General features: G+C 72.7%; 20 protein-coding genes. 15 read left to right on the top strand and 5 right to left on the bottom strand.

All coding sequences use genetic code 11. From position 1 onward, the window contains the following. Positions 1–7: 7 nt before the first annotated feature. Complete coding sequence (locus EZH22_RS06990) at positions 8–868, top strand: alpha/beta fold hydrolase (RefSeq protein ID WP_203194984.1); 861 nt, start codon at positions 8–10, stop codon at positions 866–868. Positions 869–884: 16 nt separating this feature from the next. On the opposite strand, the gene EZH22_RS06985 is transcribed toward EZH22_RS06990, so the two are convergent. After that, positions 885–1559: a TetR/AcrR family transcriptional regulator gene (locus EZH22_RS06985; protein ID WP_203194983.1), complete on the bottom strand. Its 675-nt coding sequence runs from the start codon at positions 1557–1559 to the stop codon at positions 885–887. A gap of 140 nt (positions 1560–1699) precedes the next feature. Here EZH22_RS06985 and EZH22_RS06980 point away from each other — a divergent pair, with 140 nt between their 5' ends. Continuing rightward, positions 1700–2896: an HlyD family secretion protein gene (locus EZH22_RS06980; RefSeq protein ID WP_231711353.1), complete on the top strand. Its 1197-nt coding sequence runs from the start codon at positions 1700–1702 to the stop codon at positions 2894–2896. Between the two features lie 27 nt (positions 2897–2923). Beyond that, a complete protein-coding gene (locus EZH22_RS06975) occupies positions 2924–4507 on the top strand; it encodes a DHA2 family efflux MFS transporter permease subunit (protein WP_203194982.1) in 1584 nt (527 codons plus the stop codon). A gap of 52 nt (positions 4508–4559) precedes the next feature. On the opposite strand, the gene EZH22_RS06970 is transcribed toward EZH22_RS06975, so the two are convergent. The 3 genes from EZH22_RS06970 to EZH22_RS32555 are packed head-to-tail and all read right to left on the bottom strand — an operon-like array spanning position 4560 to position 7383. Then, positions 4560–5123 carry a tetratricopeptide repeat protein gene (locus EZH22_RS06970; RefSeq protein ID WP_203194981.1) on the bottom strand — a complete coding sequence of 188 codons (564 nt, stop codon included), beginning with the start codon at positions 5121–5123 and terminating at the stop codon, positions 4560–4562. 8 nt (positions 5124–5131) lie between these two features. Then, positions 5132–6085 (bottom strand): type II secretion system protein GspD, encoded by a 954-nt coding sequence (locus tag EZH22_RS32560; protein WP_333473697.1) that lies wholly within the window; start codon positions 6083–6085, stop codon positions 5132–5134. Further along, positions 6082–7383, bottom strand: coding sequence for a secretin N-terminal domain-containing protein (locus tag EZH22_RS32555; RefSeq protein WP_333473696.1), 1302 nt, complete (start codon positions 7381–7383; stop codon positions 6082–6084). Before EZH22_RS32555 ends, EZH22_RS32560 begins: the two co-directional genes overlap by 4 nt. A 528-nt stretch (positions 7384–7911) precedes the next feature. On the opposite strand from EZH22_RS32555, the gene EZH22_RS06960 reads away from it, so the two are divergent. The 12 genes from EZH22_RS06960 to EZH22_RS06905 all read left to right on the top strand — a co-directional run bounded on the left by EZH22_RS06960 (position 7912) and on the right by EZH22_RS06905 (position 17523). Next, the gene (locus EZH22_RS06960) at positions 7912–9570 is read left to right on the top strand and encodes a GspE/PulE family protein (RefSeq protein WP_203196427.1); all 1659 of its coding nucleotides are present in this window, start codon (positions 7912–7914) and stop codon (positions 9568–9570) included. 5 nt (positions 9571–9575) lie between these two features. Continuing rightward, on the top strand, positions 9576–10787 hold the full coding sequence (locus EZH22_RS06955; protein ID WP_203192918.1) for a type II secretion system F family protein: 1212 nt from the start codon (positions 9576–9578) through the stop codon (positions 10785–10787). Between the two features lie 180 nt (positions 10788–10967). Further along, positions 10968–11426 carry a type II secretion system major pseudopilin GspG gene (gene gspG / locus EZH22_RS06950; protein ID WP_203192917.1) on the top strand — a complete coding sequence of 153 codons (459 nt, stop codon included), beginning with the start codon at positions 10968–10970 and terminating at the stop codon, positions 11424–11426. A 14-nt stretch (positions 11427–11440) separates the two neighbouring features. Next, the gene (locus tag EZH22_RS06945) at positions 11441–11917 is read left to right on the top strand and encodes a GspH/FimT family pseudopilin (RefSeq protein ID WP_203192916.1); all 477 of its coding nucleotides are present in this window, start codon (positions 11441–11443) and stop codon (positions 11915–11917) included. Further along, a complete protein-coding gene (locus tag EZH22_RS06940) occupies positions 11895–12386 on the top strand; it encodes a prepilin-type N-terminal cleavage/methylation domain-containing protein (protein ID WP_203194980.1) in 492 nt (163 codons plus the stop codon). Before EZH22_RS06945 ends, EZH22_RS06940 begins: the two co-directional genes overlap by 23 nt. Further along, positions 12383–13108 carry a prepilin-type N-terminal cleavage/methylation domain-containing protein gene (locus tag EZH22_RS06935; RefSeq protein WP_203194979.1) on the top strand — a complete coding sequence of 242 codons (726 nt, stop codon included), beginning with the start codon at positions 12383–12385 and terminating at the stop codon, positions 13106–13108. The genes EZH22_RS06940 and EZH22_RS06935 overlap by 4 nt, the downstream gene beginning before the upstream one ends. Next, positions 13105–14004 (top strand): type II secretion system minor pseudopilin, encoded by a 900-nt coding sequence (locus tag EZH22_RS06930; RefSeq protein ID WP_203194978.1) that lies wholly within the window; start codon positions 13105–13107, stop codon positions 14002–14004. Before EZH22_RS06935 ends, EZH22_RS06930 begins: the two co-directional genes overlap by 4 nt. Continuing rightward, complete coding sequence (locus EZH22_RS06925) at positions 14001–15089, top strand: PilN domain-containing protein (protein WP_203194977.1); 1089 nt, start codon at positions 14001–14003, stop codon at positions 15087–15089. The genes EZH22_RS06930 and EZH22_RS06925 overlap by 4 nt, the downstream gene beginning before the upstream one ends. After that, complete coding sequence (gspM, locus tag EZH22_RS06920) at positions 15086–15643, top strand: type II secretion system protein GspM (protein WP_203194976.1); 558 nt, start codon at positions 15086–15088, stop codon at positions 15641–15643. The genes EZH22_RS06925 and gspM overlap by 4 nt, the downstream gene beginning before the upstream one ends. Beyond that, a complete protein-coding gene (locus EZH22_RS06915) occupies positions 15640–16302 on the top strand; it encodes a hypothetical protein (protein WP_203194975.1) in 663 nt (220 codons plus the stop codon). Before gspM ends, EZH22_RS06915 begins: the two co-directional genes overlap by 4 nt. 58 nt (positions 16303–16360) lie before the next feature. Then, complete coding sequence (locus EZH22_RS06910) at positions 16361–17017, top strand: TIGR02466 family protein (RefSeq protein ID WP_231711352.1); 657 nt, start codon at positions 16361–16363, stop codon at positions 17015–17017. Positions 17018–17031: 14 nt separating this feature from the next. After that, positions 17032–17523, top strand: a complete 492-nt coding sequence (locus EZH22_RS06905; protein WP_203194974.1) for a copper resistance CopC family protein — start codon at positions 17032–17034, stop codon at positions 17521–17523. Here the strand turns inward: EZH22_RS06905 and EZH22_RS06900 are convergent. Beyond that, positions 17420–20092, bottom strand: coding sequence for a spermine/spermidine synthase domain-containing protein (locus tag EZH22_RS06900; protein ID WP_203194973.1), 2673 nt, complete (start codon positions 20090–20092; stop codon positions 17420–17422). The genes EZH22_RS06905 and EZH22_RS06900 overlap by 104 nt on opposite strands. Positions 20093–20132: the final 40 nt, after the last annotated feature.

Here is a 20132-nt window from a genome sequence, read left to right as displayed (position 1 = left end):
AGCGGCCATGCGGAAGCTGCGGGTCGGCGAGCTGGAGCTCGCCTTTCGCGAATGGGGGGAGGGCGACACCGTCGTCCTCTTCATCCACGGCAACCTCGCCAGCAAGGAGTGGATCGAGCTCGCCGCGCCGCACTTCCCGCGCGGCGTGCGCACCATCGCCATCGACTGGCGCGGGTGCGGGGACAGCGACAAGCCGGACCCGCTGCCCGATTTCTCCAATTATTCCATCGCCCGGCATGCGGACGACATGCTGGCGGCGCTGGACGTGCTGGGGGTGGATTTCTGCCATCTCGCCACCCATTCCACGGGCGGCATCATCTCCACCCGGATGATCCTGAAGCAGCCGGGCCGGTTCGGCCGGGTCTTCTCCCTGTCGCCGGTGGGGCCGCAGGGCATCGATTTCCCGCCGGAGAAGACGGCCTTCTTCGGCGAGATGAAGAAGAGCCGGGACCTGACCCGGCAGATCATGGCCTATACCGCCCCGAGCCTGTTCGTGCCGGAAAGCCTCGTCGAGGGGCCGGCCCGTTTCCGGCCCGACGCGGGCGCCCGCGGGCCGCTGTTCGAGCGCATCATCGACCAGGTGTTCGCGGTCTCCGACGGCATCTGGTTCGGCACGCCGGACACGCTGACGAAGGAGGCGAGGAGCGGGGCGCTGGCGGCGCAGATGGGCAGCATCATCCATCCCCATCTGGTGGTCTGGGGCATGCTGGACGGCGTGATCGCGGAGCGCGACCTGAAGGAGATGGCGGAGCGGATGCCGGACTGCCGCTTCATCGCGGTGCCGGGCATCGGCCATTCCATGAATCTCGAGGCGCCGGAGCTTTACGCCGGCTTCTTCGGGGCGTGGTTCGGCGGGCTCCCGTTCTGAGGCCCTTCGCGCGGCGTCAGTCCCGCTTCACCCCGTAGGCGGCGAGGAACACGCGGATCGCGCCAAAGACGGTGGCCTGGATCTGCTCCGGCGTCGGCTGCTCGTCGAGGCCGAACAGCAGCCCCTTGGCGAGGTTGCCCTGGCACAGGTTGAAGAACTGGAAGGCGGCGGCCTCGCAATCCTCCACGGCGAGGTGGCCGAGCTGCGTCTGCCGGGCGAACAGCGCGGCAAGGCGCCGCCCGCCGTGGCAGGGGCCGGTCTCGAAGAAAGTGCGGCCCACGGCGGGGAATTTCTCGGCGGCGCCGATCACCATGCGAACCAGCCGGATATGGTCCGGCTGCACCATCATGGTCATGAAGGAGACGCCGATGCGGCGCAGCAGGGCCTCGGTATCGGGGTCGTTGTCGTCGAACTCGAACAGGCGCTCGGCGGACTTCCGGCGGTCGGTTTCCACCAGCGCCTGGAACAAGCCTTCCTTGCTGTCGAAATAGACGTAGATGGTTGCCTTCGAGACGCTGCTGGCGCGGGCGATCTCGTCCATGCTGGCGCCGTCGAAGCCCTTGTCGAAGAACACGCGGCGCGCGCCGTCGATGATCTCGCGGCGTTTCCTGGCCTCGGGCTCGCGCATCTCCGGCGCGTCCGCCACCGGTCCGGAATCCGGTGCCGCGCTGCTCATGCTGGAATGGCTCATGTCTACCGTCCTGATCCCTTTGCATAGGGACCTCAGCCCCCGCTGTCAAAGAATTTGACTAAACCGTTCAGTTCAATCTATGGTCGCCCAGCATAGAACTGAACCGTTCAGTTTCAAGCGGTGCACATGTGGAGGGTGCCGTGGCACAGGCAGAGCAGATTCCTGCGGGACCGAAGGAGCCGCAGAAGGCGGATTCCGCGCCCGCGCCCATCACCGTTCTCAAGAGCCGGCACGTCGAGGGCATGCCCCCGGAGGCCCCGCCGGCCGCGCCCGCAGCGCCGGAGAAGAAGCGCTCACGGCGGTCGCTGGTGCTCGGCGCCATCGCGGTGCTGCTGCTCGCCGGCGGCGGCTGGTACGGCCTCGACTGGTGGCGCTTCGGCCGGTTCAACATCTCCACCGACGACGCCTATGTGAGCGCCGATACCTCGGTGCTCGCCGCCAAGGTGGGCGGCTATGTGCGCAGCGTGGAGGTGGCCGCGAACCAGTGGGTGAAGGCGGGCGACGTCATCGCGCGCATCGACGACGGGGACTATGTGCTGGCCCTGCGCGGCGCCGAGAACAAGATCGCCACCCAGGAAGCCGCTCTCTCCCGCTTCGACGAGCAGGAGAAAGCCGCCGAGGCAGCGGTAGACCAGGCGGAGGCGCAGCTTTCCGCCTCCAGGGCGGATCTGCTGCGGGCGGGCCTCGAGTTCGAGCGCCAGGACAAGCTCGCCAGCTCCAATTATGCCAGCCGCGCCACCCTCGACAACGCCCGCGCCGACCGCGACAAGACGCAGGCGAGCGTGGAGGCCGGGAAGGCGCAGGTCGCCTCCGCCAAAGCGGCCATCGCGGTGCTGAAGGCCCAGCGGATCGAGGCGGCGCACGTGCTCGACGAGTACCGCACCGCCCGCGACCAGGCCCGGCGCGACCTCGACTTCACCATCGTGCGCGCGCCCATCGACGGGGTGGTGGGCAACCGCGCGGTCCAGGTCGGCCAGCTGGTCCAGCCGGGCACGCGCCTTGCGGCCATCGTGCCGCTGGAAGGCGTCTATGTGGATGCCAACTTCAAGGAGACCCAGCTCGGCCGCCTGCATCCGGGCCAGAAGGTGCGCGTCTTCGTGGATGCCTATCCGGACCACGACTTCGCAGGCACCGTGCTCAGCGTGTCCCCGGCCTCGGGCTCGGTGTTCAGCCTTTTGCCGCCGGAGAACGCCACCGGCAACTTCACCAAGATCGTCCAGCGCATCCCGGTGCGCATCGTCCTCGATCGGGGGGCGCTCGCCGCCCGCGAGCTGCGGCCGGGCATGTCGGTGACCGCCGTGGTCGACACGCGGGCCGACATGCGGGCCGACACCTGAACGTCGGGCCTTGTCGGAGGGGTGTCCATGTCAGCCAGCATCACGTCGACCAGCGCGACCCATGCATCCGCCGCCCCGGGGGTGGAGGGGCGGCGCATGTTCGCCTTCCTGTGCATGGTGTTCGGCATGTTCATGGCGATCCTGGACATCCAGATCGTCTCCGCCTCCCTCGCCGAGATCCAGGCGGGCCTTGCCGCCTCGTCCGACGAGATCTCCTGGGTGCAGACCAGCTACCTCATCGCCGAGGTGGTGATGATCCCGCTCTCGGGCTTCCTGTCGCGGGCGCTGTCTACCCGCTGGCTGTTCGCGGCCTCGGCGGCGGGGTTCACGCTCATGAGCTTCATGTGTGCCACCGCCACCTCCATCGAGCAGATGATCGCCTACCGCGCGCTCCAGGGCTTCCTCGGCGGCGGCATGATCCCCACCGTGTTCGCCTCCGCCTATGCGGTGTTCCCGAAGGAGAAGCAGCCCATCGTCGCGCCGATGATCGGCCTCGTGGCGACGCTCGCCCCCACCATCGGCCCCACGGTGGGGGGCTATCTCACCGACCTGTTCTCCTGGCACTGGCTGTTCCTGATCAACGTCATCCCCGGCATCTTCGTGGTGCTCGCCGCCGTGACCCTGATCGACTTCGACGAGCCGGACTTCGGCCTGCTCGACCGCTTCGACTGGTGGGGCCTTTTGTTCATGGCCGGCTTCCTCGGCAGCCTCGAGTTCGTGCTGGAGGAAGGCCCGACCAACGACTGGTTCGAGGACCGGTACATCATCGCCTTCGCCGTGCTCTGCGGCGTTTCGGCCATCGCCTTCTTCGCCCGGGTGCTGATGGCGAAGGAGCCGGTGGTGGACATCCGCGCCTTCGAGAACCGCAACTTCGCCATCGGCTCGGCCTTCAGCTTCATCATGGGCATCGGGCTCTACGGGCTGACCTATCTCTATCCCATCTATCTCGGCCGGGTGCGGGGCTATTCGGCGCTGCAGATCGGCGAGACCATGTTCGTCACCGGCATCGCCATGTTCCTCACCGCCCCCATCGCCGGGCGGCTGATGACGAAGCTCGACCCGCGGGTGATGATCGGCCTGGGCTTCGTCGGCTTCGGGCTCGGCACCTGGTGGGTCACCGACATCACCAAGGACTGGGACTTCTGGGAGCTGTTCATTCCGCAGATCCTGCGCGGCGTCTCGCTGATGATGGCGATGATCCCCATCAACAACCTGTCGCTGGGCACCCTGCCCCCGGCGCACCTGAAGAACGCCTCCGGCCTGTTCAACCTCACGCGCAACCTCGGCGGCGCGGTGGGGCTCGCCGTCATCAACACCGTGCTCAACAATCGCTGGGACCTGCATCTCGCCCGGCTGCACGAGCATGTGCAGTGGGGCAGCGCGGCGGCGCTGGAGCGGATCGATTCCATGACCGCCGCCTTCTCCGGCCTCGGCTCGCAGGCGGCGTCCGCCGGCCTGAAGCAGATGTCGCTGCTGGTGCGGCGCGAGGCGCTGGTGATGTCGTTCGCCGACGTGTTCTACCTGCTCACCTTCCTGTTCCTGGCCCTGGTGGTGGCGACCCCGCTCATGCGCCGCCCGGCGCGCGGCGGGGGAGGCGGCGGCGGTCACTGAGCGGGGCTGCACCGAGCGCGGCCACGGCTGAACCCGGCCTCGGCGGACGCCTTCAGGGCATCGGCAGGGGCGGCGCCGGGACCCATCGGATGGCGAGCTCCTGGGCGACGGCGCGCTGCGCCGGGCTCATCTTGGTGGCCACCGCGTCGCGCAGGCGCGTGAAGACGTCGCGCTCGTGCCGGTCGGCCCGGGCGGCGGCGAGGATCAGCCATTTCTGCGACAGCACCACGTCGCGCGGCACGCCGTGCCCCTTGTCGTACAGGAGGCCGAGCAGGTACTGCGCCGTTGCTTCGCCCTGCTCGGCCGCGCACATGTACCATTGGGCGGCGAGCCCGTAATTCTGCGGCACGCCCTTGCCGTATTCATAGAGGAAGCCGAGGAGCCCCTGGGCGCGGGCCTCGCCGGCGAAGGCCAGCGGGGTCAGGAGCGTCGCCGCGGCGCGATAGTCGCCACGGGCATAGAGCGCGAAGGCCCGGGCCGCCGAGCCGGCCTGCGCGGCCGGCGCCGCCGGGAGAGCCAGCGCCACGGCCAGCACCGCCGTCAGCACCGTTGCGCGCGCCGGAAGCCGCCGGCGCCCCTCGCGCCGCTTCGGGCCGGGGCCGGGAGGAATGTCCATTCCGGCGCTCATCGGTTCAGCAAGGGCGGCTGCGGCCCGCCCGGCAGGGTGCCGATGGTGCCGCGCAGCTTGGCGCGCAGCTCCTCCGCCACCGTGTGGGCGTCGGTGTTGTCGCGGATGATCTGCGGGCGGATGAAGATGATGAGCTCGGTGCGCTTCACCGTGCCGGTGGTATGGGCGAAGGCGTCGCCGACGCCGGGGATCTGGTCGAGGATGGGCACGCCCTGGCGCACGCCATCGCGGCGCTCGCTGATGAGGCCGGCCAGCAGCACCGTCTGGCCGCTGGCCACGGCGATGGTGCTCTTTACCTTGCGCTGGGACACGGTGGGGGTGAGCGTCGAGCTGCTGGAGCTCGACGAGCCGGTGGCCTGGGTCTGGGTGACGTTGGAGATCTCCTGCTCGATGTCGAGGCGCACCTGGCCGTTCACGTTCACCCGCGGCATCACGTGCAGGATGATGCCGGTGTTCTTGTACTCGATGGTGTTGACCACCGTGTTGGACGAGGTCAGCACGGTGGCGCTGCCGGTGGAGACCGGGACCTCGTCGCCCACCTGCAGCGTCGCCTTCTGGTTGTCCACCACGACCACCGAGGGGTTGGACAGCACCTTCACGTCGGTGACCGTGTGCAGGGCGTCGAGGATGGCCCTCGGCTGGTTCTCGCGGCCGATGAGCAGGTTGAAGCCGGGCAGCACGCGGTTGATGGCCTGGTCGGTGACGGTGCTGGACAAGGTGTTCAGCACCGAGCCGTTGTTGCTGCCGAGGCCGAGATTGTTGGAGGTGAGATAGAACTGCACGCCGTAGGCCAGCGTGTCGTTCAGCGTCACCTCGGCCACGGTGGCCTCGATGGCCACCTGGAGCTGCGGCTGGTCGAGCTGCATCAGCGTGCGCTCGATGATGCGGTAATGTTCCTGGCTGGCGAAGATCAGCAGCGAGTTGTTCACCGTATCGGCGGTGATCCTCACGCCGGGGAGCAGGGCGGTTCCGCCGCCTGATCCGGTGCCTTGTCCCGTGCCCGAAGGGGCCCCTCCGCGTCCGTGCCGGTGGATTTCGCCCCGGCGGTGCCGGGCGCCTGCGCTGGCGGGGTGATGCCGAGCCGCTGTTGCACCGAGGGGCTCGTTCCGCCGCCGCCCGTGCCATCGCCATCCGCCCCGCCGCCGGAGGTGAGGGACGCGCCGGAGCCGGGGGCGATCTGGCTCGCCGCCTGGTCGAGGCCGCTCGACCCGCCGCCCATGAACAGGTCGTTGAGCACTTTCGCCGTCTGCTTCGCCTCGCCGTAGCGCAGGCGATAGACGCGCACCCCGACCGTGGTGTCGGAGCGGTCGAGGCGGGTGATCCAGGTGGCCGCCGTCTTGAGCAGCTCGGGCTTGCGGGCCACGACCATGATGGAGTTGAGCCGGCCGATGGCCTGGAACTTGACGAGCTTGTGGCTCAGCCCGCTCTCGCCCGCATCCATCAGGCTCTCCAGCTCGGAGATGAGCGGCTCGGGGGTGCCGTTGCGCACGGGATAGATGCCCACCGACTGGCCGCGCATCCAGTCGGCGTCGAAGGACAGGGCGGTGTTGATGGCCGCCTGCCGCTCGGCGCCCGTGCCCTGGATGAGCAGCAGGTTGCGGCCGGGATCGGCGCGCACCGCGCCGGCGCGGGTGGCGAAGCTGTCCAGAAGTGGCATGAGGGCCTCGGCCGAGACGTAGCGCAGAGGGACCACCGACAGTCCGAAGCCAGGCTCGGCGCGCGCGGCGCCGACCTCGGTGGTGCCGCCGGCGGCTTCGGAGAGGGGCACGAGGCGATAGCCCGCGGCGTCGCGGATCATGGCCACGGCGTTGGACCGGAGCGCGCTTTCCAGCACGTAGAGCAGGTCGGCCTTCGGCACCGGCCGGGCCGAGGCGAGGCTGACCGTTCCCTGCACGCGCGGGTCGATCACGTAGCCCACCCCGAGGATGTCGCCGAGCACCACCTTGGCCACCGTGGTCACCGGCGTGTTGTCGAAATTGAGGTCGTAGCCGTCAGGCCCGGCGCCGGTTCCGGCGCGGCCGGCCACCCCGGTTTCGGAAGGATCGGAGACCGGCGGGCCGGCGTTGGTGGCGTAATATTCGACCGCCCGGCGATCGTCGGGGATCTCCTGCGTCGCGGGCACGGGCCGGGTCTGGCGCGGGGACAGGTCCAGCGAACGCACCTGCTCGAAGACCCCGGGCGAGCGGGTGTCTTCCGGCACGAAGGAGCACGCGCCGAGCGCGCCGGCGAGGAGGGCCGCACAGACCAAGCGGATACGGACCGGTCGGAACCCGAACCGGTTGGGCCGAACTTTGCGCACACTCCACCCCGATGCCTCGATCAATCGGCTGCCAGTCGAGGTGGATGGCCCCGAACTCCCGACGGTAAATGTCTAGTATCGGCGGCGTATGACAGAAATATTAGGGGGGTGTCGCCGGGTGCCGGGCGGTGCTTCCTCAACGCTGGCGCGAAATGGCGTTGTAGCGCCATTGTCATCTGGATGCCGCGAAACCTTCATGAGGCGGCACGATTATGCGCGCGGTGCGTCGGCGGTGCCGGGGCGGGCCTCGCCTCGTCCGCATTGCAGCGCGCAGTCCCGGACGGGCGGAGACTCGGCGGGGCGGAGTCTTGGTCGGGCAAGGTCTTGGCCGGGCAAGGTCTTGGCCGGGCGGAGTTTCGCCGCCGGCGGCCGGGCGCGGCGGATCCGGCGGGGCGCACGCGCGGCGACTGGATCTTTCTGGGCACCTTTCCGGTGGTAGGGACACGGGGCATGACGGCCGAGGGCGCCGGCGACTTCATGAGCTATCTGGCGCGTGGCGGGCACGGGCGTCCGGGCCCGGCGCCGTCGGGCGAAGCCGCGGGGCCGGCGGCGGGCGGGGCGCTGCGGCGGGTCTGGGAGGCGAGCGAGCTGACCGCCGGCGACTTTGCCGATGCGGTTGCGGCCTTCTATTGCCTGCCGCGCGTTGGCCTTGCGGAGCTGATGGCGGCGGCGCCGCTGGTCTCCGCCTTCTCGCCGCGCTTCCTGCGCGAGGTGGCGGCCCTGCCCCACCGGGCGGCCGGGGGAGCGGCGTGCCTCGCCGTGGGCGATCCCACCGACGCATCGGTGGTGCAGGCCGCCGAGATCGTGCTCGGGGAGAAGGTGGCGCTGGCTGTGGCCTCGTTCGAGGACATCGCCACGGTTCTCGCCGAGCGGCTGGGGGCGGACGAGGCGCAGGCGGCGGCGGCCGCGGGGCCCGGCGATGCGCGCGCCGCCGACGACATCGACAGCCTGCGCGACCTCGCCAGCGGCGCCCCGGTGGTGCGCGCGGTGAACGACCTGCTGGAAAAGGCGGTGGAGCTGCGCGCCAGCGACATCCATGTGGGCCCCTTCCGCGGCTCCATGGAGGTGCGCATGCGCATCGACGGCCTGCTGCGCCCGGTGGCGGCCCCGGCCGACGTGCTGCCGCAGGCGGTGATCTCCCGCATCAAGATCCTCGCCGGCCTCGACATCGCCGAGCGCCGCCTGCCCCAGGACGGCGCGGCGCGGCTGGGGCTGGGGCGCGGCGAGATCGACGTGCGCGTCGCCATCATGCCGACCCAGCACGGGGAGGCCGCCGTCATCCGCCTGCTGCCGCGCGACCGGGGCCTGCTGACCGTGGACCGGCTGGGCCTGTCGCCCGGCGACGCCGAGACCCTCGCCCGCCTGCTCGCCCTGCCGCACGGCATGATCGTCGTCACCGGCCCCACCGGCTCGGGCAAGACCACGACGCTGGCCACCCTTCTGTCGATCCTCAACGATCCCTCGCGCAAGATCCTCACCATCGAGGACCCGGTGGAGTACGAGATCCGCGGCATCTACCAGTCGCAGGTGCGCCCGGCCATCGGCCTGACCTTCGCCACCGCGCTGCGCGCCTTCCTGCGGCACGATCCGGACGTGATCATGGTGGGCGAGGTGCGCGATCCGGAGACGGCGCACATCGCCGTGCACGCCGCCCTGACCGGCCACCTGGTGCTCACCACCCTCCACACCGACACCGCCGCCGCGTCGGTGCCGCGCCTGCTCGACCTCGGGGTGGAGGGCTTCCTGCTGAAGTCGACGCTAAGGGCGGTGATCGCCCAGCGGCTGGTGCGCCAGCTCTGCGACCGCTGCAAGCGGCCGCACACGCTCCGGGCCCGCGACATCGAAGACGACCCGCGCTATGCCGCGCTGGGGCTTGAGGCGGGGGAGACCGTCCATGAGCCGGCGGGCTGCGAGCGCTGCGGCGGCTCCGGCTATCGCGGCCGCGTGGGGGTGTTCGAGATCCTCACCCTGTCGGACACGCTCCGCGAGATGATCGACCGCCATGCCGGCGCCAGCGTGCTCGACCGGGCCGCCATCGCGGGAGGCATGACCACCATGCTCGATGACGGCATCGCCAAGTGCCGGGCGGGCATCACCTCGGCCGCCGAGGTGCTGCGCGTCACCACGGTGCGCTGAGAGCCATGGCCGACTTCACCTACAGGGCCTTGACCCAGGCCGGCCAGCTCGTCACCGGGCGGATCGCCGGCACCACCGAGGCGGAGGTGCGCCAGCGCATCGAGTTTCTCGGCCTCGTGCCGGTGGAGACGGCACCGGCACGGGAGGCGGCATCGGCCGGCCGCTTCGGCTTGTCCTTCGGCGCCCCGCGCGCGGCCGACGTGACCTTGTTCACCCGCGACCTCGCCTTGCTGCTCAAGGCGGGGGCGCGGCTGGACGAGGCCCTCGAGCTCCTGTGCGGCGACGCCGACCTCGGCCGCATGCGCGCCGTGGCGGCGGGCATCCGGGCCGAGGTGCTCTCCGGCGCCGGCTTCGCCGAGGCGGTCGCCGCCCAGCCGAAGCTGTTTCCCCCGGTCTATGTGGCCCTGGTGCGGGTGGGAGAAGCGTCCGGCACGCTGGACCGGGTGCTCGAACTGCTCGCGCAGGAGCGCGCCCGGGCCGAGGAGCTGCGCCGCAAGCTGCTCGAGGCGCTGCAATATCCCGCCTTCGTCCTGGTCGCGGCCGGCGGCGTGCTGGTGTTCTTCCTGCTGTTCGTGATGCCGCAATTCTCCAGCGTGCTGCGCGACATGGGGGCCAAGCTCGATCCGGCGGTGGAGGTGCTGCTCGACCTGTCGGACATCCTGCAGGCCCATGCGGGCGCGGTCGCGGCCGGCATGGCGCTGCTGCCGCTCGCGGGATGGGCGGTGCTGCGCCGGCCGGCGACGCGGGCCGGCCTCCTCGGGGCGCTGGCCCGCCTGCCGCTGGTGCGCACGGTGCTCCAGTTCCGCCGCTCGGCGGTGTTCTGCCGCAACCTCTCGATCCTGCTCGGCAACGGCGTGACGCTGACGACGGCGCTGCGCATCATCGTCGAGGTGATGGCGGCGGGCGACGACGCCTCCGCCTGGGCGACGGCCTCCGACAAGGTGCGCCACGGCGGGCGGCTGTCGGACGCCTTCGCGCAGGGCGATGCCCTGCCGCCCATGGCGATCCGCATGCTGCGCCTCGGCGAGGAGACCGGGCAGCTCGCGCTGCTCTCCGGCCGCATCGCCGATTTCTACGAGGAAAAGCTCCAGCGCGCCCTCGGCAAGGTGGTGGCGGTCATCGGCCCGGCCGCCATCGTCACCATCTCCGTCGTGGTGGGCGGGCTCATCGTCTCGGTCATGACCGCCCTGCTGTCGGTCAGCCAAAGCATCGGATGAACGAACGTGAAGACCTCGTTTTCCGGCGGTCGCATCCGCTCCGGCACGTCACCGCCGCCATGCCCGGGCGTGTCCCGGCCATCCAGGCGGGGCGGCCGGGACGGGTTTACGCACGGTGTCCCATGTGGTTCGGCGTGGATACCCGGCACCAGGCCGGGCATGACGAAAGTGATTGCGGCAATGCCATTCCTGAGTTTCCCAACGGGGTCCAAGCGCCGCCGCCGGCGCAGCACGGCCGGCTACACCCTGGTGGAGCTGCTGGTGGTCATCACCATCATCGGCCTCATCGTCGCCCTCGTCGGGCCGCGGGTGCTCGGCTATCTCGGCGATTCCAAGGTGAAGACGGCGAAGATCCAGATCCAGGGCTTCGCCAGCGCCCTCGACCTGTTCTACCTCGACGCCGGCCGCTACCCGACCTCGTCGGAGGGCCTCAACGCCCTGGTCCAGCGCCCGCCCGGCGTCGCCGCCTGGAACGGGCCGTACCTGAAGGGCGGCACCCTGCCCCTTGATCCGTGGGGCAAGGCCTATGTCTATCGCGCTCCCGGCCAGGGCGCGCCCTACGACATCGTCTCGCGCGGCTCGGACGGGCAGGAGGGCGGCACCGGCACCGCCGCCGACATCACGAGCGCTGTGCGGTGAGACGCCGGCGCGGCATGGCCCCCATTGGCATGGCCCCCACGCCGGGGGAAGCCGGGTTCAGCCTCCTGGAGGTGGTGTGCGCGCTCGCCATCGTGGCGGCCATCGCGGCCATCGCCCTGCCGCGCCTGCCGCTGGGCACCTCGCGGCCGAGGCTCGAGGCCTTCGCGGTGGAGACGGCGGCGCTGCTGAAAGCCGACCGCACCGCCGCCATCCGCCGCGGCGCCCCGGTCGCCACCGAGGTCGACGCCCCGTCCGGGCGCATCCGCTCGGGATCGAGCGGGCGCACGGTCCGCATTCCCGCCGACGTGCGCATGCAGGCGGTGCTGCCGCAATACTGCAATGGCAGGGCGGTGCGCGGGGCCATCGGCTTCCTGCCGTCCGGCCTGTCGTGCGGCGGCGTCCTCACCCTGGCGCGGAACGGCGCGGCCTACGAGGTGCGGGTGAACTGGCTCACCGGAGGGGTCGAGATTGTCCCGCGTCGCAGCTCCTGAGCGTTGCCCCGACGGGTCGGCGCGCGCGCCGCGCACCGGCGCCGGGGGCCGGGCCGGCTTCACCCTCATCGAGGTGCTGGTGGCGCTGGCGGTCGCGGCGGCCTGCCTCGGCGCCATCGCCCAGGTGTCCGGCACCAGCGCGCGGGGCTCGCGGGCCCTCGACGCCCATGTGGGCCTGCTGCAGACCGCGCGCGCCGTCGAGACCGGCATCCCCGCCCGTGGCGACCTCGCGGTTGGCCGCACCGACGGGGAGGTGGCCGGCCATCGCTGGCGCATGGACGTGCGGCCCCTCGCCGTCGGTGGCGAAGATGGCGGCGGCGATGGCGGGAAGGGGAGCGGCCCGGATGCGGCCGGCGGCCCCGGGGGCGGGCGCTGGGCGCCCATGGACGTGCTGATCCGCGTGCGCGCGCCCTCCGGCGCCCTGCTGGTGATCGAGACCGTCCGCCTGGTGCGGGCCGCCGCCGAATGAGGGTCGTTCCGCGCTCCCGCCGGGCCACCGCCGGCTTCACCCTGGTGGAGGTGCTGGTCGCCCTGGTCCTGGCGGGCCTCGTGGTGGGCGCGGTGGCCATGGTGACTGCCCAGTGGCTGCCCCAGTGGCGGCGCGGCTTCGCCCGCGTGGAGGCGGGCGAGCTGCTCGCCCTCGCCGTCGACCGCCTCGCCGCCGACATTGCCGCGGCCGAGTTCGTGCCGGCCAGCCTCGACAGCCGCCGGCCGCTGTTCGAGGGCTCGGCCTCCGCGGTGACCTTCGTGCGCACGGCGTTCGGCCCCAATGCGGGGCCGGGGCTGGAGATCGTCGCGTTCGCGGCGGCGGACGAGGCCCGGGGCGCCGGCCTCGTCCGCCGCACGGCGGCGTTCGTGCCGCGCCTCGCCGAGGCGGGAGCCCCGCCGTTCGGCCCGCCGGTGGGGCTGCTCGCCGCCGCCTACCGGGCCTCCTTCTCCTTCTCAGGCCGCGACGGCGTGTGGATCGACCGCTGGACCGGCGCCGACGTGCTGCCGCGCGCGGTGCGGATCGTGGTCCGCGACACCCGCACCGGCCGCGTCCTCGACGCCTCCACCGCCGTCGTCATCCGGGCCGAGTTGCCGGCGGCCTGCGCGGGCGAGGAGACGCTGCGCATCTGCGGCAAGGCGCAGCCCATCGGCGCCACGGCGCCGGGCGACGGCGCGGCCGCCGGACCGGGGGGGCCGCCATGAGCGCCCCTCACCGGCCGCCGCCACGCCAGGGAACGCGGGGCTTCATCCTCGTCGCCGTGCTGTGGATCCTCGCGGCGCTGGCCGGCTTCGTCGCGGTCTATTCCGTCTACGTCTCCGGCACCGCCATGGCGTCGGCGGCGCGGGACGAGGGCCACCTTGCCCGCAGCCTTGCCACCGCCGCCGTCGAGCTCTCGGCCTACCGGCTGGTGTCCGTGCCCAAGGACCGGCGCCCCACCCACGGCGAGGTCAGCCTGCGGATGGGGCGGGCCTCCGTCGTCGCCGAGTTCCGGGACGAGGCGGCACGCATCGACCTCAACGCGGCGCCGCGCGAGCTGCTCGCCGGGCTGTTCGTCGCCCTCGGGGCACAGCCGGAGGCGGCGGATGGCTACGCCGACCGCATCCTCGCCTTCCGCTCACCGCCCTCCGGCGCGCAGGAGGCCGAGGCGGCGATCTACCGGGATGCCGGCCTCGGTCACGGCCCGCGCGGCGCGCCGTTCGTCCATGTGGACGAGATCTGGCGGGTGGCCGGCCTGCCGCCCGCCCTGGTTGGCGCCGCGCTGGCCCACGTGACGGTGTTCAGCGGGCGCGGCGCGGTCAATGCCGACGAGGCCGATCCGGTGGTGCGCGCCGCCTTGCCCGATGCGCTGCGTCCCGCCGTCTCCGCGCCGGCCGCCGTGCCGGCCGGCACCGCCCCGGCCGCGCCGCCCGCCGAGCGCAGCGACGCGGTGCGGGTGAGCGTGCGCATCGCCTTCGACGGCGGCCGCCAGCGCGCCGCCGAGGCGGTGATCCTGGTGCGCGACTTCGGCACCGATCCCTACCGCGTGCTGTCGTGGCGCGAGGATCTCGACGGGCCGATGGAGCTTCCGCCCCGCGCCGAAAAGGCACGCAGGCCATGACCCGAACCGGCGCCCGCCCGCCCGCCCCGGCGATCCTCGACCGTGCCCTCGACGCCTTCTCGCGCTGGATCGACACGGTGGCCGGCGTCGTCGCCGCCGTCCTCGCCGGCCTGCGGCCCCTGCGGGCGGTGCGGATCGGCGAAAGCGCGGCCGGCATGTTCAGCCTCGCCGGCCCGGACGGGGGCGCGACGGGCTTTCCGCTCGCCGGGCCACCGGACGCTCCGTCTCCGGAGGTCGCCGCGCGGGTGAAGGGGCGCGCGGTCGAGCTCGCCCTCGATCCCGCCCGCTTCCTGTCACGCCCCCTGGAGCTTCCGGCCGGGGCGGCGCCCTTTCTCGATGGCATCGTGCGGGCGCAGATCGACCGCCTGACGCCCTGGACGGCGGGCGAGGCGGTTTATGGCTGGACGCCGCCCGTGATGATGCCGGACGAGCGCCTGCGCCTCACCGTCCTGGCGGCGCCCCGCGCGCGGGTCGAACCGCCTCTCCATTGCCTCAGGACGATGGGCGCGGGCTCCGTCGCCGTCACCGTCGCGGCGGTCGGCGGCGCGGGGCCGGTCCTGCTGCGCGGTCTCGATCCGGCCATGGCGGGCGTATCCGGGCTGGCGCGGGTGCGTCGCGCGCTCCTCGCCGTGCTCGCGGCGGCGGCGGTGCTGGCCACGCTCGCCCTCGCCGCCTCGGAGATCGCCGGCGGCGGCCTTGATGCCGAGCGCGACGACATCGACGCGCGCATCGCCGCCCATCGCCGCGCCCTCACCGCCGGCGGCGCGGCGCAGGGGGCCGGGGGCGCGGCGTTGCGGGCGCTCGAGCAGCGCAAGCGCGAAAGCCAGCCCACCGTGCTGGTGCTGGAGGCCCTGTCGCGGGTGCTGCCCGACGACACCCATGTCACCGCCTGGCAGATGGACGGGGACAGGGTGCAGGTGGCGGGGATTTCACGCGAGGCGCCCGCCCTCGTCCGGCTGATGGAGCAATCGCGCGCCTTCACCCAGGCCACCTTCGTCGCGCCGACCACCCGCCAGCCGGGCGAGGCCGGCGAGCGCTTCGAGATCGAGGCCCGCATCGCCGTCCCGCCCGAGGGGGCCCGGTGAGCGCCGCGCCGGCCTCCCGCCCCGCCGCGCTCCTCGCCACGCTGGCCTATGGGGCCCTGGTGGCGGTGCTGGTGCTCGTCGCCTGCGGCGCGGTGGGCGATCTCCTGGCGCGGCGGGCGGCGGTGGAGGAGGCGCGCGCGCGCCTCGACCGGATGCAGGGCCGGGGACCGGCGCGCGCGGGGGCGGACGGCACCCCGGACGTCGCGGCCGGCTCGCCGTTCCTGGAAGGGCCGTCGGTGACGGTGGCCGGCGCCGACCTGATGCAGCGGGTGGCGGCGGCAGTGGCACGCTGCGGCGGCCGCATCACCTCCTCCCGTGTCGAGCTGGAGGGGACCCCCTACGGCGCCGGCTTCCTGGCGTTGGCCGCCAGCCTCGAGATCGGGCAGGCGGACTTGCAGAAGCTGCTCTACGACCTGGAGGCGGGCCAGCCGTTCCTGTTCGTGGACCAGCTCGTGGCCCAGGGGTCGGTGGCCTCCGGCGCCGGCGAGACGCGCGAGGGCGGGCGCCTGCAGGTCACGCTGACCGTTTATGGCCAATGGCGGAGCGTGCGATGAAGCGGATCCGGCGGATGCTCGCGGGCCTGATCGGGGCGCTCCTCGCCGGCCTTGCCACGCCCGTCGGCGCCGAGGATCTCGACCTGCCGGCGCCGCCCGCCGGCACGGCGGAGCTGCGCGCGGGCGAAGCGGGCGCGGGCGCGCCGGGCCGGATGCCGGCGCCGCGGGGCAATCCCCTGTGGTCGGTGCCGCTCGACGCCCTCTCCGCCACGCGGGAGCGGCCGATCTTCTCCCCCACCCGGCGCCCCCCGGCGCCACCGGAGGGTGCGCCGCCGCCGCCGCCCGATGTGCCGGTGCCGGTCGCCGCCGCGCCGGCGCAGCCGCGTCTGACCCTGATCGGCACCGTGGTCGGCACCGGCGAGGGCTATGCCATTTTCCTCGATCCGGCGACCGGCGGCGTGATCCGGCTCAGGGCCGGGGAGGCGCACGAGGGGTGGGTGCTGCGCACCGTCAGCCTGCGCGATACCCTGCTGCAAAGCGGGCGCGCCTCCGCGATCCTGGCGCTGCCACAGCGCGACGGCGGCGGCCTCGCCGCGCCGGCGGGGCGCCAGCCGGACGGGGCCCCCGCCCGCCCCGCGGGGATGCGGGCGACGGCGGACCACATCATCGCCCCGCGCCGCTCCCGGCCGTCGCCGGCCGATCTGGAGTCCAGCCATTGACGCCGGGGGCGGTCGTCATCGGGCGGTCGTCATCGGGCGGTCATGGGGGGTGAGGAAAGTGCGCGCCATCCTTCCCCTTGCCGGACCGGACAGCGTGAGCCAGATCATCGGATTGTTCCCGACGCCCGTGATGCGGGTGGAGGGCCTGCTGGAGGCGCCGGAGGCCTCCGCCCTGGCCGCCGAGGCGGTCGAGGCCACCACCCTCACCAACGCCTATTCGGACCTCCTCTCCCACACGCCGGTGGCCGGCGCGGAGACGAACAGCCTGTTCGCGACGCTGGGTGGCCGGGTGCTGCCGAAGGTGGTGGAATTCGGCGAGGTGCTGTTCGGCGAGGCGCTCAACTGGCAGATCAAGGAGATCTGGGTGAACGTGCTGGAGCCCGGCGGGCGCCAGGCCATCCACACCCATGCCAACAGCTTCATCTCCGGGGTGATCTACCTGACCCCGGCGCACCCGTCCGCGAACCTCGTGTTCCACAAGGCCCTGGGCGGCACCGGCTTCATCTTCGGCAATACCAACCCGAACGCCCGCATCAACGCCTTCAATGGCGGAAAATGGGCCATGCCGCAGACGAATGCCGGCGATCTCGTGATGTTCCCGAGCCATCTGCTGCACGAGGTGCCGGTGAACCAAGGTGCCCGGCGCATCTCCATCGCCTTCAACGCGATCCCCGACCGGCTCGACAATTTCGGCTACGCCATCCGCTTCTCGTGATCTCGGAGACGACGATGAAATCGCTCTTCCTCGGCGCGGCGCTGCTCGCCGGCCTGATGGCGGGCACGGGCAGCATGGCGCGGGCCCAGTGCGCCTTCGACCAGTCCGTCCCCAACGCCAACGCCGTGCTGGACGACCCGCGGCCGGCGGTGAGCATCGACTTCACCGACGAGTTCGAGCTCAACGAGGTGCGGGTGGTGGCGCTGGCCGACAACAGCCTGCGGCCGACCGACTGGACGCGTCCGGCGGCGCAGGTGCGGGCGACGTCGTTCCGCGTCACCGAACCCCTGCCGCCGGGCAAGTACCTGATCGAATGGAACGGCTATCTGCGCCGCCACTTCCATGCCGATGGCGGGTCCATCCCCTTCACCGTGGCGGCGGCCGGGGACGCGCCGCCCGAGCCTAGCCCGGCGGCAGCGCCGCCCGCAGGCGCCGCGCCTCGGATCGGTTCGGATTTGCGCTATCCAGCGCTTCTAGGAGCCGGCGCGCCGCCGCCGGGTCGCTGATCGCGAGCTGCCGCGCCATGGCCAGCACCGGCAGGTAGGCGGCCTCGAAATCCGGGCTCATCCGCACCAGCTCCACGAGGCGGGGCGCGATGTCGCCGATGAGGTTGCGCGGGCCCTTCGCCGCCAGCGTGCGCGCGCCCATCCGCAGGTAGCCGTCGCGGGCCTGCCAATAGGCGGCGAGGTGGCGGCGGGCCTCCGCGTCCGCCGGCTGGAGCAGGTCCGCCGGATCTGCCTTGAGCGCCGCGAGCAGCGCGACGAGGCGGTCGGCGGGGGTGTCGGCCTCGGCATAGGCGACGCGTGGCGCCTGCGTGGTCACCACCGGGCGGTCGTCGGTGTTGAGCCGTCCCGGCCCGGCGAAGGCGCGCAGGGCATCGGCGCCGGCGAGATAGAGGCCGAACAGGGAGAAGCGGTCGTCCATGTCGAGGGCCGAGAGACGGGCGCCGAGGGCGCGGTCGGCGACGCGGCGGGCGAGCCAGTCGGCCGGATAGGTCGTCGGCGCCTTCCGGCCGACGAGGGCGATCAGCGGCGTCTCCACGCTGAACTGCGCGAGATAGGCGCTGGCATCGGGGAAGGTGTCGAGGAAGGTGCGCACGATGACGCGCAGGGTGGCCAGATCGAGCTGGTGCAGCGGCAGCCACTGGCAGAACAGGCCGCCCTCGGCGAGGCGCGCGCGGACGGCGGCGAAATGCTCGCGGGCATAGAGCGCGCCAGAGCCATCCACCGAGGGGTGGTAGAGGTCGGCGACGATCACGTCATAGGCTTCGCCCGGCGCGCGCACGAAGCGGCGGGCGTCGGCCACGTGGGTCCGGATGTCGCCATTGCGGCCGATCTGCGGGGCCGAGCGGTCGAACAGCGCGAACGCCTCCACCACTTCCGGCACCAGCTCCACCCCGTCCGCCACCAGGCCCGGATGGTCGCCGGCCGCCGACAGGGTGGCCCCGGTGCCGAGGCCGAGGAACAACGCCCGCCTGGGGTCCGGATGCAGCAGCAGCGGAATGTGCGCCTGCCGCTGGTCCGATCGCGCGGAGCTGCTGCCGCCCATGCGGAAATGGTTGTTCACCTGGAGATATTGATCGCCCGCGCCGTTGCGCACCACGCTCACCGCCGCCATCACCCCGTCCCGGTGCCACAGCAGCGCCCCGCCCGGCGGGATGCGCACCAGCCGCAGCGACACGGGGGCGAGCACCAGGGCGAGCGTCGCGGCGCCGAGGAGGGCCGCCGCGGAGACGCTCGGCCGCCGCAGGTCCGGCAGCGCCAGCAGGTAGGCGAAGGCGATGAGGGCGAAGGCGAGCTTGGCGCCGATCAGCGGCAGCAGGAGCGGGCCGAACAGGATCGGCGCCAGCGCCGCCCCCAGCGTGTTGGCGGCGAGCGCGGGGCCGACGCCGCCGGCCCTGTCGCTGGCGTCCTGGGCCAGCTGGGTGAACAGCGCGCCCATGGCGACGGTGGGCGGCAGGAAGGCCAGCGCCGCGATGCCGAGCTCGGCGAGGAGGCGGCCTTCCATCGTCGCCGGCAGCCACGCCCGCAGTCCGGCCAACGCGTCGTCCGAGACGCCGAGAAGCGCGGCTCCGGCGAGGCAGGCGAGGCCGGTCGCCGTGACCAGGGTGCGGGTGAGCGCGGCCGTGTCGGAGGTCCGAGCCATCCGGTTGCGCACCCCCGCGCCCAGCGCCGTGCCGGCGAGGTAGGCGGAAAGGAGGATGGCGAAGGTGTAGATGGTGTTTTCGAGGATCTGGCTCAGCACCCGGACGGTGAGCACCTCGTAGCCGATGCCGAGGAGGCCGGTGACGAACAGTGGCGCGAGCCCGCGCCAAGAGGCGCGCCAAGCGGCGGGCGAAGAGGCGCTCCGGGAGGCGCGCCGGGAAACGTCCGGGGCAACCCTCGGGGGGCCGGCCCGGTCCGGCGGGGCGCCATCCGCGAGCGGGGTCGCCGCGCCGGCAACCATCAGCGCCGCGCAGGCGAAATTGAGCGCCGCGCACACCAGCAGCGTCGCCGACAGGCCGAGGGCGGGGATGATCAGGAAGGCGGTGGCGAGGGTACCGGCCACGGCGCCCGCCGTGTTCGCCGCATAGACCCGCCCCACGGCGGCCCGCGCGGCGAGGAGGGGCGCGAGCACCGCCTCCAGCGCCGGCAGGGTGGCGCCCATGGCGAGGGTCGCCGGCAGCAGCAGCACGAAGGGCAGGGCGAAGGCGATGCTCCACTGCCGCAGCCCGTCCGCATCCACCGGCACCAGCGCGGCGACGAGGTCGCCGGCGCGCGGCGCCAGCGGGATGAGGCAGAGCGCCCACAGGCCGATGGCGAGCTCCAGGCCGGCATACCAGGCCGCCGGCCGCGGGCTGCGGGCGATGCGGCGGCCGAGCAGCAGGCTGCCGAGCGCGAGGCCGGCGAACAGCGCCGAGACCACCCCGAGCACCGCGACGATCTCATGCCCGAGGGCGACGGCGAGCATCCGCGCCCAGACGATCTCGTAGCCGAGCCCGGCAAAGCCCGACAGCGCGGCGATGGCGGTGACGGCGAGGATATGGCGCGGGCGGACGCGGGCGGTGGCGGCCGGGGCCGCGCTGGCATCGGACATGGGCAAGCCTGGAGCCTCGGCACAAAGCGAACCGGGGGCC

It is taken from the genome of Xanthobacter dioxanivorans, from assembly GCF_016807805.1.
Classification (GTDB): domain Bacteria; phylum Pseudomonadota; class Alphaproteobacteria; order Rhizobiales; family Xanthobacteraceae; genus Xanthobacter; species Xanthobacter dioxanivorans.
The sequence above is the reverse complement of the archived record's forward strand: the minus strand, read 5'-3'. Positions and strand labels throughout refer to the sequence as shown.

Coding starts and splice junctions, on each gene's coding strand:
- EZH22_RS06955 (WP_203192918.1), top strand. CDS start 9,576: ATGGCCGACTTCACCTACAGGGCCTTGACCCAGGCCGGCCAGCTCGTC.
- EZH22_RS06930 (WP_203194978.1), top strand. CDS start 13,105: ATGAGCGCCCCTCACCGGCCGCCGCCACGCCAGGGAACGCGGGGCTTC.
- EZH22_RS06915 (WP_203194975.1), top strand. CDS start 15,640: ATGAAGCGGATCCGGCGGATGCTCGCGGGCCTGATCGGGGCGCTCCTC.
- EZH22_RS06960 (WP_203196427.1), top strand. CDS start 7,912: ATGAGCTATCTGGCGCGTGGCGGGCACGGGCGTCCGGGCCCGGCGCCG.
- EZH22_RS06990 (WP_203194984.1), top strand. CDS start 8: ATGCGGAAGCTGCGGGTCGGCGAGCTGGAGCTCGCCTTTCGCGAATGG.
- EZH22_RS06975 (WP_203194982.1), top strand. CDS start 2,924: ATGTCAGCCAGCATCACGTCGACCAGCGCGACCCATGCATCCGCCGCC.
- gspG (WP_203192917.1), top strand. CDS start 10,968: ATGCCATTCCTGAGTTTCCCAACGGGGTCCAAGCGCCGCCGCCGGCGC.
- EZH22_RS06985 (WP_203194983.1), bottom strand. CDS start 1,559: ATGAGCCATTCCAGCATGAGCAGCGCGGCACCGGATTCCGGACCGGTG.
- EZH22_RS06935 (WP_203194979.1), top strand. CDS start 12,383: ATGAGGGTCGTTCCGCGCTCCCGCCGGGCCACCGCCGGCTTCACCCTG.
- EZH22_RS06970 (WP_203194981.1), bottom strand. CDS start 5,123: ATGGACATTCCTCCCGGCCCCGGCCCGAAGCGGCGCGAGGGGCGCCGG.
- EZH22_RS06905 (WP_203194974.1), top strand. CDS start 17,032: ATGAAATCGCTCTTCCTCGGCGCGGCGCTGCTCGCCGGCCTGATGGCG.
- EZH22_RS06925 (WP_203194977.1), top strand. CDS start 14,001: ATGACCCGAACCGGCGCCCGCCCGCCCGCCCCGGCGATCCTCGACCGT.
- EZH22_RS06900 (WP_203194973.1), bottom strand. CDS start 20,092: ATGTCCGATGCCAGCGCGGCCCCGGCCGCCACCGCCCGCGTCCGCCCG.
- EZH22_RS06945 (WP_203192916.1), top strand. CDS start 11,441: ATGGCCCCCATTGGCATGGCCCCCACGCCGGGGGAAGCCGGGTTCAGC.